Origin of the sequence: Azotobacter salinestris, from assembly GCF_009363155.1 — a bacterium.
GTDB lineage: Bacteria > Pseudomonadota > Gammaproteobacteria > Pseudomonadales > Pseudomonadaceae > Azotobacter > Azotobacter salinestris.
This window is the reverse complement of record NZ_CP045302.1, coordinates 822,116-836,859: the sequence shown is the minus strand read 5'-3', so window position 1 is coordinate 836,859 and position 14,744 is coordinate 822,116. Positions and strand designations below refer to the sequence as shown.

Here is a 14,744-nt window from a genome sequence, read left to right as displayed (position 1 = left end):
TTGGCAGTCGCCAGACAGATCAACCCCCGATCAACGGGGGGGCAACTACCGGCAGAATGGTTCCCGATCGCTCGGAGCGAAGGCCATGACACGTCGTTGTCGCAATAATCGCGCAAAGTATGACGCCGGTCATTGGCCGGCTGACGCACTCTTGCCAAGCTGATCCAGTAGTGGCTAAATAAGAATTATTATTATTTGACTTGCCGAAGGGCAAGGGGTTGCTACGCTCATAGGCAACCAGGGAGCAGACCCATGCATTTACGGGCACCTACAGCAAAGTTTTTCGGCTTCTGGCTCATGACTCTCCTTGCCGGCACGACTGCCTCCACAAGCTGGGCAGATGAAGCATTTCAGTCTCCTGTTCTCGAGCTGACTCAAGTGAACATCAGCAAGGCCGGTCTGTTGGAGCAGGATTTCGTCCTGCATTTCCGGATCAGCAATCCTAACGAGAGCAAGCTGTCGGTCCGCGGTCTGGCCTACAAGGTGCATCTGGACGATATCGAGCTGGTGAGCGATGGCGAGTCGAGACAATCGTTCACCGTTCCTGCCCGTAGCTACCAGGAATTCGAGGTGCCGGTCACGACGAACCTCTGGCGGCGCATGAAGCCTCTCGTCAAGCTGTTGAAGAAAGCCGAAGACCCCATCCCTTACAGGGTGAGCGGGGAAGTCAAGACGGGACGTCTGTTCGGACGCAAGGTGCCGTTTTTCAACAGCGGCGAGTTGACGAAGGGCGAGATGCTCGCCGGCAACCCCTGAGGAATGGATGAGCCTGCGGGAGCGGACCGGTCGGGACCGCCCCGCGGCGACGACGCTCAGCCTCGCCGGTTCAGCCCCCTGGCCAGGCGGTCGCCGCCGTACTGCAGCAGGCAGACCAGGGCGACCAGCACGACGATCACGGTGAGCATGGTCTGGCTGTCGAAGCGCTGGTAGCCGTAGCGGTAGGCCAGGTCGCCGAGGCCGCCGGCGCCGATGGCGCCGGCCATCGCCGAGGCGTTGATCAGCGTCACCAGGGTGATGGTGAAGCCGCCGACCAGCCCCGGACGGGCCTCCGCCAGCAGCACGTGCCAGACGATGTGCCGGCGCCGGCAGCCCATCGCCTGGGCAGCCTCGATCAGCCCGGGGTCGACCTCGCGCAGGCTGACCTCGGCGATCCGCGCGAAGAACGGCGTGGCGGCGATGGTCAGCGGCACCACCGCGGCCCAGACGCCGTAGCTGGTGCCGACCAGCAGGCGGGTGAAGGGGATCAGCGCGACCATCAGGATCAGGAAGGGCACCGAGCGGAACAGGTTGACCAGCCAGCCGACTACCCGGTTCAGCAGCGGCGCCTCGAACAGGCCGCCGCGCGAGCTGGTGACCAGCAGCACCGCCAGCGGGATGCCCAGCAGCAGGGCGAGCAGGGCGGAGGCGCCGACCATCAGCAGGGTGTCGAGCAGGGCCTGCCAGAGGCGATCAAGCAGCGGCGACATAACCCAGCACCTCCACCGAATCGGCCAGTTCCAGCGCCTGCCGGCGCAGCGCCTCCGCGGCCAGGGGCGTGTCCGCCACGGCCAGCAGCAGCTGTCCCAGGGTGCGGCCCTGGATGCGCTCGACGCCGCCCTGCAGCAGGCTCACCCGGCCGCCGAAGTATGCGCCTAGACCCATCAGGTCTGGCTCGCGGTTGCTCGCCCCGGTGTAGCGCAGCTCCAGCAGCAGGCGGTCGTTCGCCTGCCGGCGGCCGTTCTGCAGCTGCGCCAGCAGGTCCTCGGGCAGTTTCTGCTGCAACGGCGCCAAGAGCGTGCGGGTGGCCGGATGGCGGGGCGCGCCGAACACCTGCCAGACCGGTCCCTGTTCCACCAGCTCGCCGCGCTCCAGTACCGCCACGCGGTCGCAGATCTCGCGGATCACCTCCATCTCGTGGGTGATCAGCACTATGGTCAGCCGCAGCCGGCGGTTGATCTCGCGCAGCAGGGCGAGGATCGACTGGGTGGTCTCCGGGTCGAGCGCCGAGGTAGCCTCGTCGCAGAGCAGGATCTCCGGGTCGTGGACCAGCGCGCGGGCGATGCCCACACGCTGCTTCTGGCCGCCGGAGAGCTGCGCCGGATAGGCGTCGCGCTTGCTCTCCAGGCCGACCAGGCGCAGCACCTCCTCGACCTTGCGCTGGCGCCGCTCGCGCGGCACCCCGGCGACCCGCAGCGGCAGCTCGACGTTCTCGCCGACGGTCTTCGAGGCCAGCAGGTTGAAATGCTGGAAGATCATCCCGATGCGCCGGCGCAGGGCGACCAGGCGATCCGTGTCGTAGCCGCCGATGTCCTCGCCGTCGATCAGCACGCGGCCCTCGCTGGGCCGCTCCAGGCGGTTGATGGTGCGCAGCAGGGACGACTTGCCGGCGCCGCTGCGGCCGATGATGCCGAAGATCTCGCCGCGGCGGACCGTCAGGTCGATGCCTTGCAGGGCGTGCACCGGGCCCTGGGCGCCGTCGTAGCGCTTGCCGAGGCCGGAAAAGCGCAGGTGGGCGTGCTGCGGCTCGACGCCGGCCTGGATCCGCGCGGCGGACGGGGCCCGGGCATCCCGCTCCGGCGAGCCGTCGTCGAAATAGCGATAGTCGGAGGTCAGGCTGCTCATGTCATTGCTCCCAGCCGGGCAGGTAGAGACCGCCGTGGGCCTTGTCGAGGGCGGCGCGCACCAGCGGCGAATGCTGATAGATGTCGATGAAGCGGCGCAGGCGCGGGTCGTCCTTGCCCTGCGGGCGGGCGACGAACTGGATCACGTATTCCGGGTGGTCCAGGCCGTCGAACAGCAGCGCCGAATGCGGATCGAGGGTGCCGGCCAGGCGGATGTAGTGGGGGTAGCCCTGGGCCAGGTCGACGTCGTCCAGGGCGCGCACCAGCTGCACCGCCTCCAGTTCGATGATCTCGAGCTTCTTCGGGTTGGCGGTGATGTCCTCCAGGGTGGCCTTGTAGCCGACGCCCGGCTTGAGGGTGATCAGCCCGGCTTTCTTCAGGAGCTGCAGGCCGCGCCCGCCGTTGACCGGATCGTTGGCGATGGCGACCTTGGCGCCCTCGGGCAGCGCATTGATGCTCTTGTGCTTCTTCGAATAGAGGCCGACGTTGTTCAGCACGCCGGGGGCCACCGGCACCAGCTCGTAGCCGCCTTCCTGCCTGGCGTTCTCCAGGAAAGGGATGTGCTGGAAGTAGTTGGCGTCGATGTCGCCGTGGGCCAGGGTGGCGTTCGGCGAGATCCAGTCGCTGAACTCGACCAGATCGACCTTGAGGCCTTCCTTGGCGGCCTCGGCGACCGCCACTTCCAGCGGCGGGGCGAAGGCCGCGGTGGTGCCGATCTTCAGGGGGGCGTCGCTGCCCAGGCTCAGGCCGGAGAAGCCGAGCAGGGCGCTGCAGGCGAGGGTCTTGAACCAGCGGCGGCGGGAGAGGGACGTGAGCGGCATGAACGGTTTCCTTGTGTTGAGGGAAGTCGGATCGGGATCGGGGTCAGGCGCGTCTGGCGCGTGCGTCGCTACGGCCCAGGTCGCGCCAGGCCGCGCCGGGATGGCTGGCGGGCAGGCGCGGACCGGCGGCGAAGAGCTTTTCCCGCAGGCTGCCCTCGGCGTAGGCGGTCTTGTACAGGCCGCGGTCCTGCAGCTCGGGCACCACCAGGTCGATGAAGTCGGCGTAGCTTTCCGGGGTCACCGTGCGGGTCAGGTTGAAGCCGTCCAGGTCGGTTTGCCCGACCCAGTCGGCGATGGCGTCGGCGACCTGCTGCGGCGAGCCGACCAGGGTCGGGTAGCGGCCGCCCAGGGCGTGCTGCTCCAGCAGCTTGCGTTTGGTCCAGCCGCTGCCGGCGGCGGTGAAGGTCCTGGCCACCGACTCGATGGCGTTGGTCTTCCGGTAGCGGATCGGCTCGTCGAGGCCGTAGGCGGCCAGGTCGATGCCGATCGAGCTGGACAGGTGCGCCAGGCCCGCCTCGGGGCTGGCGTAGCGCAGGTATTCGGCGTGCTTGTCGCGGGCCTCGGCCTCGCTCGGCGCGACGATCACGGTGAGGCCCATGAACAGCTTGATGGCATCGGCCGGGCGGCCGGCGGCGAGCGCCTCGGCACGCACCTGGCGCACCTGTTCGGCGACCGCCCGGGGATGCTGCCCGGTGATGAACACGCCCTCGGCGTGGCGCCCGGCGAAGCGCCGGCCGCGTTCCGAGGTGCCGGCCTGGAACAGCAGCGGAGTGCGCTGCGGTGAGGGCGAGCACAGGTGGTAGCCCTCGACCCGGTAGAACTCGCCGTGATGCTCGACCTTGTGCACCCGCGCCGGGTCGGCGTAGCGGCGGCCGGCGCGGTCCTCGAGCACGGCGCCGTCCTCCCAGCTGCCCTCGAAGAGCTTGTAGAGCACCTCCAGGTACTCGTCGGCCTGGTCGTAGCGGCGGTCGTGTTCCACCTGATGTTCCAGGCCCAGGGCGCGGGCGGCGCTGTCCAGGTAGCCGGTGACAATGTTCCAGCCGACCCGCCCGCGGCTCAGGTGGTCGAGGGTCGACAGGCGCCGGGCGAGCAGGTAGGGCGGCTCGTAGCTGAGGCTGGCGGTGACGCCGAAGCCCAGGTGGCGGGTTGCCCCGGCCATCGCCGAGACCAGCATCAGCGGGTCGTTGACCGGCAGCTGGATGGCCTCGCGCAGGGTCAGCTCGACCGACTGGCGGTAGACGTCGTAGACCCCGGCGATGTCGGCGATGAACAGTCCGTCGAACAGCCCGCGCTCGAGCAGCCGGGCCAGATCGGTCCAGTATTCCAGGCTGTTGAACTCGGTCGAGCGGTCGCGCGGGTGGGTCCACAGGCCGTGGTTGATGTGCCCCACGCAGTTCATGTTGAAGGCATTGAGCAGAATCTGCTTGCGGCTCATCAGATGGTCCCCCGGCGCGGCGGCAGGGCGTCGTTCAGGTAGTAGTTGCCCACCGCGTGGTACTTCCAGCGCACCGGATCGTGCAGGGTGTGGGTGCGCGCGTTGCGCCAGTGGCGGTCGAGGTTGTACTCGGCCAGGGTGGCGCGGCTGCCGCCCAGTTCGAGCAGGCGGTTGGCGGCGTCCAGGGCGACCTCGGTGGTCGCCGCGCGGGCCTCGGCGACGGCGATCGAGGCCGCCGCCACGCTTTCCGCATCGGGCGCGGCCTGGGCGCGGTCGACGAACTCGCCGGCGCGTTCGAGCAGCGCCTCGGCTCCATGCAGGCGGCTGGTCAGGCGGCCGAGGATCTGCAGGGCCAGCGGGTCCTCGGCGGCGCGGTTCACCCCCGCGTCGATCCAGGGACGGGCGCGGCGGGCGACGAAGGCCAGGGCGTCCTCCCAGGCGGCGCGGGCGATGCCGGCGTCGATGGCGGCGTGCAGCAGTTGGGCGAGCGGGCCGACGGTGGTCGGCCGGGCGAAGGCGCTCTGGAAGGGCACCACGTCCCCGGCGGCGACCGGCACGTCGTTGAAGTTCACCGTGCCGCTGGCCGAGGTGCGCTGGCCGAAGCCGTCCCAGTCGTCGATGACCTCCAGCCCCGGCGCGCGGCGGTCGACGAAGGCCAGTTGCTGGACGCCGTCGTCGTCGATCGCCAGGGTCGGCACGCGCTGGGCGTAGAGCGCGCCGGTGGCGTAGAACTTGCGCCCCTGGATGCGGTAGCCGTCGCCCTCGCGGCGCAGCCGCGTGCTGCGCTCCTGGGCGGTGCGCGTGCCGATTTCGGCCAGGGCGTTGCCGAAGCGCGCCCCGGCCAGCACCTCGGCGTAGAGGTGGCGGCGCTGCTCGGGGCTGCCGTTCACGCGCAGCACTTCCAGGGCGTAGAAGTGGTTCTGCGGGATATGCCCGAGGGAGGCGTCGGCGCGGGCGATGCGTGCGATCACCTGGGCCAGGGTGACGCTGGACACCCCGGCGCCGCCGTAGGCGCGCGGCACGGTGATGCCGCCGAGGCCGGCGCGGGAGAACAGCTCCAGTTCGGCATGCGGCAGGCGCCGTTCGCGGTCGCGTACCGAGGCGTCGCGGACGAACTCCGCGGCCAACTCGTCGGCGACCCGCAGGGCCTGGGCGTCGTTTTCGATCAGTGCGGCCTGGCCGCGCGGGAAGTCTTGGTGGACGGGCATGGCGACCTCAGATCCAGGAGTGGCGCGCCGGTTTGGCGCCGTTCAGGTGGTAGTTGCCGATCGCGTGGTACTTCCAGCGCACCGGGTCGTGCAGGGTGTGGGTGCGCGCGTTGCGCCAGTGGCGGTCGAGGTCGAACTCGGCCAGGGTGGCGCGGCTGCCGGCCAGCTCCAGCAGGTTCTCGCCGGCCAGCACGGAGATCTCGGTGGTCAGCACCTTGGCCTCGGCCACGGCGATCGAGGCACGGGCGGCGGAGTCGGCGTCGACCGGCGCGGCGGCGACCTCGTCGAGCACCCGGCCGGCCCGGCGCAGCAGCGCCTCGGCGGCGTGCAGGTCGATCTGCAGGCGGCCGACCTCGGCGATCACGTAGGGATCGTCCGCGGCGCGCTCGACGTTGGCGTCGATCCACGGCCGGGCGCGCTGGCGCACGAAGGCGATGGCGTCGTCCAGCGCGGCGCGGGCGATGCCGGCGTCGATGGCGGCCTGGATCAGCTGCGAGGCGGCGCCCTGGATATTGGGCTTCTCGGCAAGGCGCCAGATCTCCACCAGGTTCTCCGCGGCCACCGGCACCCGGTCGAGCAGCACGCTGCCACTGGCGGTGGTGCGCTGGCCGAAGCCCGACCAGTCGTTGAGGATGCGCAGCCCCGGCGTGCCGCGCGGGATCAGCGCCATCACCAGGCGGCCCTTGTCGTCGATGGCCTTGGCGGTGATCCAGTGGGCGAACAGCGCGCCGGTGGAATAGAACTTCTCGCCACTCAGGCGGTAGCCGTCGCCGTCGCGCACCAGGTGCGCCCGGACGTCCAGAATGTGGCGGGTGTCGCGCTCGGGGCCGGAGTTGGCGATGCGCTCGCCGCTCAGCACGGCCTTGTAGAAGCGCTCCTTCTGCTCGCGGGTGGCGCTGCCTTCGAGCAGGCCGAGGATGCCGAACTGGTTCTGCGGGATCTGCCCGACCGAGGGATCGGCGGCGGAGATCAGGCGGAACACCTCGGCGATGGTGACGAAGGACAGGCCCGGCCCGCCGTAGGCGCGGGGAATGCCGATGCCGCCCAGGCCGCTGGCGCTGAACAGGTCGACCTCGTCCCACGGCAGCTGGCGCAGGCGGTCGCGCTGGGCGGCGCCGGCCGCAGCCTGGCGCGCCACGGCGCGGGCCGCTTCGAGGGCTTCGCCGTCGCTGTGCAGCAGCCTGGCGGGCGTGAAGGGGGGACGGCTGTCCAGGTCGCTGGACGTGGCCTCGAATACCGGACGTTGAGCGTCCCGGGTTTGGGAAAGTAACGGACTGGTCATGCCTTACCTCGTCTTCAGGGGAGCGCCGCACGGGGCCCCGGAAGAGGAGGCACTGGAGATCGGCGCTGGAAAGCGATGCTCCGGTGGTCCGGTTTTTATATCTTGATTCGAGAAAATGAAAAAATTAAATTCTTATTTGGAATAAGCAAATAGGCATTCGGCAGGACGTGCGGCGCGTCAGGAACGGGGCTTTCCCCGGCGAGATCGGCTCCGCGGACCGGCGTCGGAACGGGAGGACCGCGCAGTATCGAGAGCCTTCTCCCGTTTGCGGAAGAGGTTCAGGAAAGAGGTATTGCCTGGCGCTGGCCCTCTGCCGCGCATGGAAGAGGGCGGCAGCGCAAACGCCCGGGAGCGTGGGGAGGAGGGCTTTTCCTTGAGAATCAAGCGATTGTCTGGAGCCTGCTTGGCAAGCGGCTGCATGCCTGCCAGGCGTGCTGCCAGGCATACCCAATCCTTAAGCATAATAAGGCCATTCTTTTCTTGATCCATGTCAATGGAGTGGGTAATTTCCGCCCCAGCGGAGACGGAAACCTGCCAAAAGCACAGCGCCCGTTCCGCATGACCGATTCGACCAAAATCGCTGGAATGCTTCCTCGGAGAACTGCCATGAAAAAGCTCGGCACCCTGGCCCTGACCCTCACCCTGCTGGCCGCCGGTAGCGTAAACGCCGCCGAAGTTCTCGAGGAAACCAAGGATCAAACCACCGGCAAGGCCACCGGCGGCATGACCGGCATGATGATCGGTGCCGTCGGCGGCCCGATCGGCGCCTTGATCGGTGCCGGCATCGGCACCCTGTTCGGTGGCGAGGCCCAGGACGCCGCCGGCCTCAGCGACCGCGCCTACAAGGTCCGCACCGCCGAGGGCGACGTGAAAGTGCTGCGTTCGCCGAACAACGAGTTCGCCGTCGGCGACAAGGTCGAGACCCGCGGCAACCGCGTCTACGACGCCGCCGCCCTGGCCGACGACCGCACCTACGGCGGCGCCTACAGCTACCGCGACTGATCCCGCGTACAGCGCAGCAATCCCAGGCCCGGCCCTTGCGCCGGGCCTTTTCGTTTCCAGGCTCAGCCCGCAGCGCCTCCGCCGTTCCCGGCCATTGCCGTCTCGTACCGTCCATACCCCTGATCGCCCGCGCGAAGGCTGCGGCTTTCCCGCGGGCTATGCTCGATGGGCGTGCCACGGACCGGCGCACGGGGCTCTTTTCCCCGCTTCCGGTTCAGGACAGCGAGAGCCCGCGCCGCGCGGCGTAGCGAGGCGGCAGCACTCTTCCGTTCGCCTGGACACCTGCCGGGACCGTAGCCGCACCGCTACCCACTCACCCGAGAGGAACCGCCATGGCCCGCCCATACAACCGCCTGGACAAGGACAACGCCGTAGTGCTGCTCGTGGATCATCAGGCCGGCCTTCTGTCGCTGGTACGTGACTTCACGCCCGACGAGTTCAAGAACAACGTGCTGGCGCTGGCCGACATCGCCAGGTTCTTCCAGCTGCCGACCATCCTCACCACCAGTTTCGAGAAGGGCCCCAACGGTCCCCTGGTGCCCGAGCTCAAGGCCATGTTCCCGGAGGCGCCGTACATTCCGCGGCCGGGCCAGATCAACGCCTGGGACAACGCCGACTTCGTCGATGCGATCAAGGCCACCGGGCGCCGGCAGCTGATCATCGCCGGGGTGGTGACCGACGTGTGCGTGGCCTTTCCGACGCTTTCCGCGCTGGCGGAGGGCTTCGAGGTGTTCGTGGTGACCGATGCGTCCGGCACCTTCAACCCGGTGGTGCGCGAGGCCGCTCTGAACCGCATGAGCCAGGCCGGCGCGCAACTGATGAACTGGTTCGCCGTGGGCTGCGAGCTGCACCGCGACTGGCGCAACGACATCGAGGGGTTCGGCGGGCTGCTTGGCAGCCATTTGCCGGCCTATGCCAACCTGATGCAGAGCTACGCCGCCGGCCAGGGCTGATCCGCCGTCTGCCGCCGGGCGAGATTCGCGGCGAAGTCGTGAGACCATAGGGCCCACCCGGCCTGTATGGCTGCATGGAGTGCGGGAGATCGCGTGGACAAGCTGCTCGCTCTGAAGATGTTCGTCGCCACGGTGGACGCCGGGGGATTTTCCGCGGCCGCCCGCCGGCTGGAAGTCGCGACCTCCACGGTCACGCGGATGGTCGATGCGCTGGAGCAGGAGCTCGGCAGCGTCCTGCTCAACCGCTCGACCCGCCAGGTCACGGTCTCCGAGGCCGGCGCCGCCTACTACCTGAGCGCACGGCGCATTCTGGAGGCGCTGGAGGAGGCCGACGCGTCGATCCGGGACCGCGGCGACGAGCCGGCCGGCCCCCTGCGCGTCTCGCTGCCGATGGCCTTCGGGCGTGCGCGCATCTGCCCGCACCTGGGGGATCTGCTGCGCCGCTATCCCCGGCTGGAACTGGACGTCTCCCTGACCGACGACATCGTCGATCTGCTGGCCGAGCGGGTGGATCTGTCGATCCGGCTCGGCGCGGCGGCGCCGATGGACGGCGTGGTCAGTCGCCCCCTCGGACAATTCCGGCGGCGCGTGGTGGCCAGTCCGGATTACCTGCGGGACAGGGGCGTGCCGGAGCGGCCGATGGATCTGCTCGCGCACGACTGCCTGCGTTTCAATTACGGCAGCGCCCGGCAGGTGTGGACCTTCCAGGCGCAGGACGAAGTCATCCGCGTGCCGGTCCACGGGCGGTTCAGGAGCGACAATGTCGAAGCCCTGCACGCGGTGGCGCGCGCCGGTCTCGGCGTGGCGCTCCTGCCGGACTGGGTCGTCGACCGGGACCTGGCGAACGGCCAGCTGATGGGCCTGTTCGACGCCTTCTCGGTCGATCCCGACAACACCCGTCCGCTGATCAGCGCACTGTATCTGCCCAACCACCGCGGCTCGACGCGGATCGACGCCTTCCTGGCGTTCATGGCGCGGATTCTCTGAGGCGCCCGCGCGCCATTGCGCCGGGCGCAACGCCGCGTTGCCGTGCCGGCGGATTCTCCCGCTTGCCGGCAGCGCCTAAGGTGGCAGCCAGACAACCTGCCGTGGAGAACCGCCATGCCCCCGCCACTCTTTCCCGCCATCCCGCCTGTCCCTTTCCGCCTTGAGTCGCGCCTCGCCCGGACCCTTGCAGAGGAGTCGCGCCCATGAGCCGCCCGGCAACGACAGTCCCCGCGCAGGGCGCCGGGATCATGGGCCGGGGACTGGTCCTGCTGTTCGCCTTCTGCTGCGGCGTCATCGTGGCGAACATCTACTACGCCCAGCCGATCATCGAGCTGATCGCCCCCGACATCGGCCTTTCCGCCGGCGGCGCGAGCCTCATCGTCTCGCTGACCCAGGTCGGCTACGCGCTGGGGCTGTTCTTCCTGGTGCCGCTCGCCGACCTGCTCGAGAATCGCCGGCTGATGCTGGCCACCCTCGCGCTCACCGTCGTCGGCCTGATCGGCGCGGGGCTGAGCGAAGGGCCGGGCGTCCTGCTGGCGACCTCGCTGCTGATCGGTTTCGGCTCGGTGTCGGTGCAGATGCTGATTCCCCTGGCCGCGCACCTGGCACCCGAGGAAACCCGCGGCCGGGTAGTCGGCGCGATCATGGGCGGTTTGCTGCTGGGCATCCTGCTGGCCCGCCCGGTCTCCAGCCTGATCGCCGACCACTTCCAGTGGCGGGCGGTGTTCTTCGGCGCGGCGGCGGCGATGCTGCTCATCGCCCTGGTCGTCGCCACCACGCTGCCCGGCCGCCGGCCCGAGCACCGGGCGAGCTATGCCCGGTTGCTCCGCTCGCTCGGGCAACTGTTCCGGCGCGAGCCGGTGCTGCGCCAGCGCGCCCTGTACCAAGGGCTGATGTTCGCCGCGTTCAGCCTGTTCTGGACGGCGGCTCCGCTGGCGCTGTCGCGCGAGTACGGCCTGTCCCAGTCGCAGATCGCGCTCTTCGCCCTGGTCGGCGCGATCGGTGCGATCGCCGCGCCCATCGCCGGGCGGCTGGCGGACGCCGGCCATACCCGCGCCATGTCCGCGCTAGCCATGGCGCTCGGTGTCCTCAGCTTTCTGCCGGGCGTCGTTCCGCTGCCGAGCGGGGTCGTCGGGCTGGCGATCACCGGGATCGTCCTCGACTTCGCCGTGCAGATGAACATGGTGCTCGGCCAGCGCGCGGTCTACAGCCTCGATCCGGCCAGCCGCGGGCGCCTCAATGCGCTGTACATGACCAGCATCTTCATCGGCGGCGCCACGGGCTCCTCGGTGGCCGGCGTGCTCTACGAACACGCGGGGTGGTTGGGGATCGTGGTATTCGGCAGCGCCCTTTCGCTGGTCGCGCTGATCGCCTTCGGCTGGGCGCAGGCCGCGACGGGCGCGAAGCGCGGGCTGTGCCGGGCCGATTAGCCGGGAGACGTGCGCATGCGGCCTCTCAGAACGACTGCAGGATGCGTCCGAGCACTTCCATGGCCTGCTCGCTCCGGGCGCTCCAGGGATGGCCATGGTTGAGCCGGGCGCAATTGCGAAAGCGGCGGGTCGCCGAGAAGATCGGCCCCGGTGCCAGGCTGATGCCCTGGGCCAGGGCGAGACGGAACAGCTGCAGCGAGTCGACCGTTTCGGGGAACTCGAACCAGAGGAAATAGCCGCCGCTGGGGCGGGTCACCCGGGTGCTGGCGGGGAAATGCCGGGCGGCAGAGGCGAGCATGGCGGCCTGCTGCATTTCCAGAGCGTGGCGCAGCTTGCGCAAATGGCGGTCGTAGCCGCCGTGCTGCAGGTAGTCGGCGATGGCCGCCTGGGCCGGCACACTGGGCGAGATGGTGGTCATCAGTTTCAGCCGGCCGATCTGCTCCGCATGACGCCCGCCGGCTACCCAGCCGACCCGGTAGCCCGGCGCCAGGCTCTTGGAAAAGGAACCGCAATGCAGCACCAGCCCCTCACGGTCGAAGCTCTTCACCGGCCTGGGCGGCTGGTTGCCGAAGTACAGCTCGGCATAGACGTCGTCCTCGATCAGCGGTACCTGGTGGCGCCGCAGCAGCTCGTAGAGGGCGCGCTTCTTCGCTTCGCTCATGCTGGCGCCCAGTGGGTTCTGCAGGCCGCTCATGAACCAGCAGGCCTTGATCGGCAGTCGCGCCAGGCTGTCGGCCAGGGTTTCCAGGTCGATGCCCTCGCGCGGGTGCACGGGAATCTCCACCGCCTTGAGCTTGAGCCGCTCCAGCACCTGCAGGCAGGCGTAGAAGGCCGGCGACTCGATGGCCACCAAGTCGCCCGGACTGGCGATGCACTGCAGGCACAGGTTGAGCGCCTCCATGGCGCCGTTGGTGATCACCAGCTCCTCGAGCGGCAGCCTCACCCCGCTGACCATGTAGCGCAGGGCGATCTGCCGACGCAGGTCGGGATTGCCCGCGGTCATGTCGGCGATCACCTCGTGGGGCGACAGCATCCGCAAGCCGTGGCTCATGGAGCGGGCAAGGCGCGCCAGGGGGAACAGGTCCGGGCTGGGAAAGGCCGAGCCGAAGGGCACGGTATCGGGGTCCTTCAGCGAGCCGAGCACGGAAAACACCAGCTCGCTGACGCCAACCTCGGTGGTCTGCGCCTGGCGGGCGCCGATCTCGGGCTCGTGCAGCGGATGCCGGGAATGCTCGCGGACGAAATAGCCGGAACGGGCCCGCGCCTGGATCAGCCCGCGGTCCTCCAGCAGGTAGTAGGCCTGGAACACGGTGGACGGGCTGACCCCGTAGGTACGGCTGGCGTGGCGTACCGAGGGCACCTTTTCGCCGGGCGCCAGCACGCCGCTGCGGATCAGGGCGGCGATTTCATCGGCGAACTTCTCGTAGCGTTTCATCTTGTCCCGGTTCAGCGGCGCACAGGGCGTAGCGGGAGACTCTGCGGGCGGCGATGCGTGCATGCGAACTCTCTGCTGGTGTGCCGGACAGGGCCCCTGCGGGGGAGGGGCCTGCAATCAGCGGTTGGCGGGGGCAAGGAAAACGCTGTCGGTAGCGATCCGGTGCGTGGGGTTGTCCCGCTCCGTCAACGCAAAGCGTAGCGTCCGGGTGGGTTTGGCTGCACGCGCGTCGGTCAGGGTGACGCTGACCGGCAGATCGAGGATCTCGCCCGGCGCCAGGGACAGTTCGCGCCGGCCGTGCAGCGCGAAGGGGCCGCTGTCGGCCAGCGACAGGACGTACTGGCGCGGCTGCTGGGACTTGTTGATGACCTTGAGGGTGTAGACGTTCTCGATCTGTCCCTGGTCGTTCTCGCGGAACAGGCCGCGATCCTTGTTCACGTCCAGCGACATCAGGGGGCGTGAGGCCATGCCCCAGGCGAAGGCGCCGAGCATGACCAGCAGCATGGCGGCGTAGCCGACCAGGCGCGGGCGCAGCAGGCGTGTCCGGCCGCCGGCCAGGGCGCGTTCGGAGCTGTAGCGCACCAGGCCGCGGGCATAGCCCAGCTTGTCCATGACGCTGTCGCAGGCGTCGATGCAGGCCGCGCAGCCGATGCAGTCCAGTTGCAGGCCGTCGCGGATGTCGATCCCGGTGGGGCAGACCTGGACGCACAGGGTGCAGTCGATGCAGTCGCCCAGCCCTTCGGCCCGCGGGGCGGCCCCCTTCCGGCGCGCCCCGCGGTTTTCGCCGCGCCCGGCATCGTAGGAGACGATCAGGGTATCGCTGTCGAACATCACGCTCTGGAAGCGCGAATAGGGGCACATGTGCAGGCAGACCTTCTCGCGCAGCCAGCCGGCCTTGGCATAGGTGGCGACAGTGAAAAAGCACAGCCAGAAGCCGGTGGTCGCACCCGTTTCGAAGGTGAGCAGGTCCTGCAACAGGTCGCGGACCGGCGTGAAGTAGCCGACGAAGGCCAACGCGGTCGCCAGGCTCACCGCCAGCCACAGGCCATGTTTAGCCGTGCGGCGCAGCAGCTTGTGCGCCGACCAGGGGGCGGCATCCAGCCTGATGCGCTGGTTGCGCTCGCCTTCGGTGACCTTCTCGCACCACATGAAGATCCAGCTCCACAGGCTCTGCGGGCAGGCATAGCCGCACCAGACGCGGCCGGCGAGCACGGTGACGAAGAACAGTCCGAAGGCGGCGATGATCAGCAGGGCCGACAGCAGGATGAAGTCCTGCGGCCAGTAGGTGGCGCCGAAGATGTGGAACTTGCGCCCCGCCAGATCCCAGAGCACGGCCTGGCGGCCGTTCCAGCTCAGCCAGGGGAGGCCGAAGAACAGCAGGAGCAACAGCCCGGCGCCATACCGGCGCAGGTTGCGAAAGCGCCCGCTGAAGCTGCGGGTATGGATGGGGCTGCCGTTGCGGGCCGGGGGCAGGCGGATCGGTCTGGCCGGGTCGAAGGACTCGACGATCCGGGCGGGTATGCGGTCGGTCATGGCGGTTCGCCCCGTCAGGCTTGGGTGGACGGGGGCAATCATCGGGCTGGCGCTGCTC

13 protein-coding genes are annotated in these 14,744 nt (G+C 69.1%); 5 read left to right on the top strand and 8 right to left on the bottom strand.

What is annotated here, in order from left to right:
- Window positions 1-252 precede the first annotated feature (252 nt).
- Window positions 253-756 (top strand): LEA/WHy family protein, encoded by a 504-nt coding sequence (locus GCU53_RS03880; RefSeq protein WP_152386451.1) that lies wholly within the window; start codon window positions 253-255, stop codon window positions 754-756.
- A gap of 56 nt (window positions 757-812) precedes the next feature.
- Here GCU53_RS03880 and GCU53_RS03875 read toward each other — a convergent pair whose 3' ends face one another.
- The 6 genes from GCU53_RS03875 to GCU53_RS03850 are packed head-to-tail and all read right to left on the bottom strand — an operon-like array spanning window position 813 to window position 7,346.
- On the bottom strand, window positions 813-1,466 hold the full coding sequence (locus GCU53_RS03875) for a methionine ABC transporter permease (RefSeq protein ID WP_152386450.1): 654 nt from the start codon (window positions 1,464-1,466) through the stop codon (window positions 813-815).
- Window positions 1,450-2,601 (bottom strand): methionine ABC transporter ATP-binding protein, encoded by a 1,152-nt coding sequence (locus GCU53_RS03870; RefSeq protein WP_152386449.1) that lies wholly within the window; start codon window positions 2,599-2,601, stop codon window positions 1,450-1,452. The genes GCU53_RS03875 and GCU53_RS03870 overlap by 17 nt, the downstream gene beginning before the upstream one ends.
- Window position 2,602: 1 nt before the next feature.
- Window positions 2,603-3,421 (bottom strand): MetQ/NlpA family ABC transporter substrate-binding protein, encoded by an 819-nt coding sequence (locus GCU53_RS03865; protein ID WP_152386448.1) that lies wholly within the window; start codon window positions 3,419-3,421, stop codon window positions 2,603-2,605.
- A gap of 43 nt (window positions 3,422-3,464) precedes the next feature.
- The gene (locus GCU53_RS03860; protein WP_152386447.1) at window positions 3,465-4,856 is read right to left on the bottom strand and encodes an LLM class flavin-dependent oxidoreductase; all 1,392 of its coding nucleotides are present in this window, start codon (window positions 4,854-4,856) and stop codon (window positions 3,465-3,467) included.
- Window positions 4,856-6,064, bottom strand: coding sequence for an SfnB family sulfur acquisition oxidoreductase (locus tag GCU53_RS03855; protein WP_152386446.1), 1,209 nt, complete (start codon window positions 6,062-6,064; stop codon window positions 4,856-4,858). Before GCU53_RS03855 ends, GCU53_RS03860 begins: the two co-directional genes overlap by 1 nt.
- Before the next feature lie 7 nt (window positions 6,065-6,071).
- On the bottom strand, window positions 6,072-7,346 hold the full coding sequence (locus GCU53_RS03850) for an SfnB family sulfur acquisition oxidoreductase (protein WP_152386445.1): 1,275 nt from the start codon (window positions 7,344-7,346) through the stop codon (window positions 6,072-6,074).
- A gap of 606 nt (window positions 7,347-7,952) precedes the next feature.
- On the opposite strand from GCU53_RS03850, the gene GCU53_RS03845 reads away from it, so the two are divergent.
- The 4 genes from GCU53_RS03845 (at window position 7,953) to GCU53_RS03830 (ending at window position 11,718) form a co-directional block, all read left to right on the top strand.
- Window positions 7,953-8,348, top strand: a complete 396-nt coding sequence (locus tag GCU53_RS03845; protein WP_152386444.1) for a hypothetical protein — start codon at window positions 7,953-7,955, stop codon at window positions 8,346-8,348.
- Window positions 8,349-8,680: 332 nt separating this feature from the next.
- Window positions 8,681-9,301 (top strand): isochorismate family cysteine hydrolase YcaC, encoded by a 621-nt coding sequence (gene ycaC / locus GCU53_RS03840; RefSeq protein WP_152386443.1) that lies wholly within the window; start codon window positions 8,681-8,683, stop codon window positions 9,299-9,301.
- 93 nt (window positions 9,302-9,394) lie between these two features.
- A complete protein-coding gene (locus GCU53_RS03835) occupies window positions 9,395-10,288 on the top strand; it encodes a LysR family transcriptional regulator (protein WP_152386442.1) in 894 nt (297 codons plus the stop codon).
- A gap of 203 nt (window positions 10,289-10,491) precedes the next feature.
- Window positions 10,492-11,718 (top strand): MFS transporter, encoded by a 1,227-nt coding sequence (locus tag GCU53_RS03830; protein ID WP_244307046.1) that lies wholly within the window; start codon window positions 10,492-10,494, stop codon window positions 11,716-11,718.
- Window positions 11,719-11,743: 25 nt separating this feature from the next.
- On the opposite strand, the gene mapR is transcribed toward GCU53_RS03830, so the two are convergent.
- Together mapR and ccoG are read right to left on the bottom strand one after the other, a co-directional pair.
- Complete coding sequence (gene mapR / locus GCU53_RS03825) at window positions 11,744-13,153, bottom strand: GntR family transcriptional regulator MpaR (RefSeq protein WP_152389775.1); 1,410 nt, start codon at window positions 13,151-13,153, stop codon at window positions 11,744-11,746.
- 117 nt (window positions 13,154-13,270) lie between these two features.
- A complete protein-coding gene (ccoG, locus tag GCU53_RS03820) occupies window positions 13,271-14,686 on the bottom strand; it encodes a cytochrome c oxidase accessory protein CcoG (protein ID WP_152386441.1) in 1,416 nt (471 codons plus the stop codon).
- Window positions 14,687-14,744: the final 58 nt, after the last annotated feature.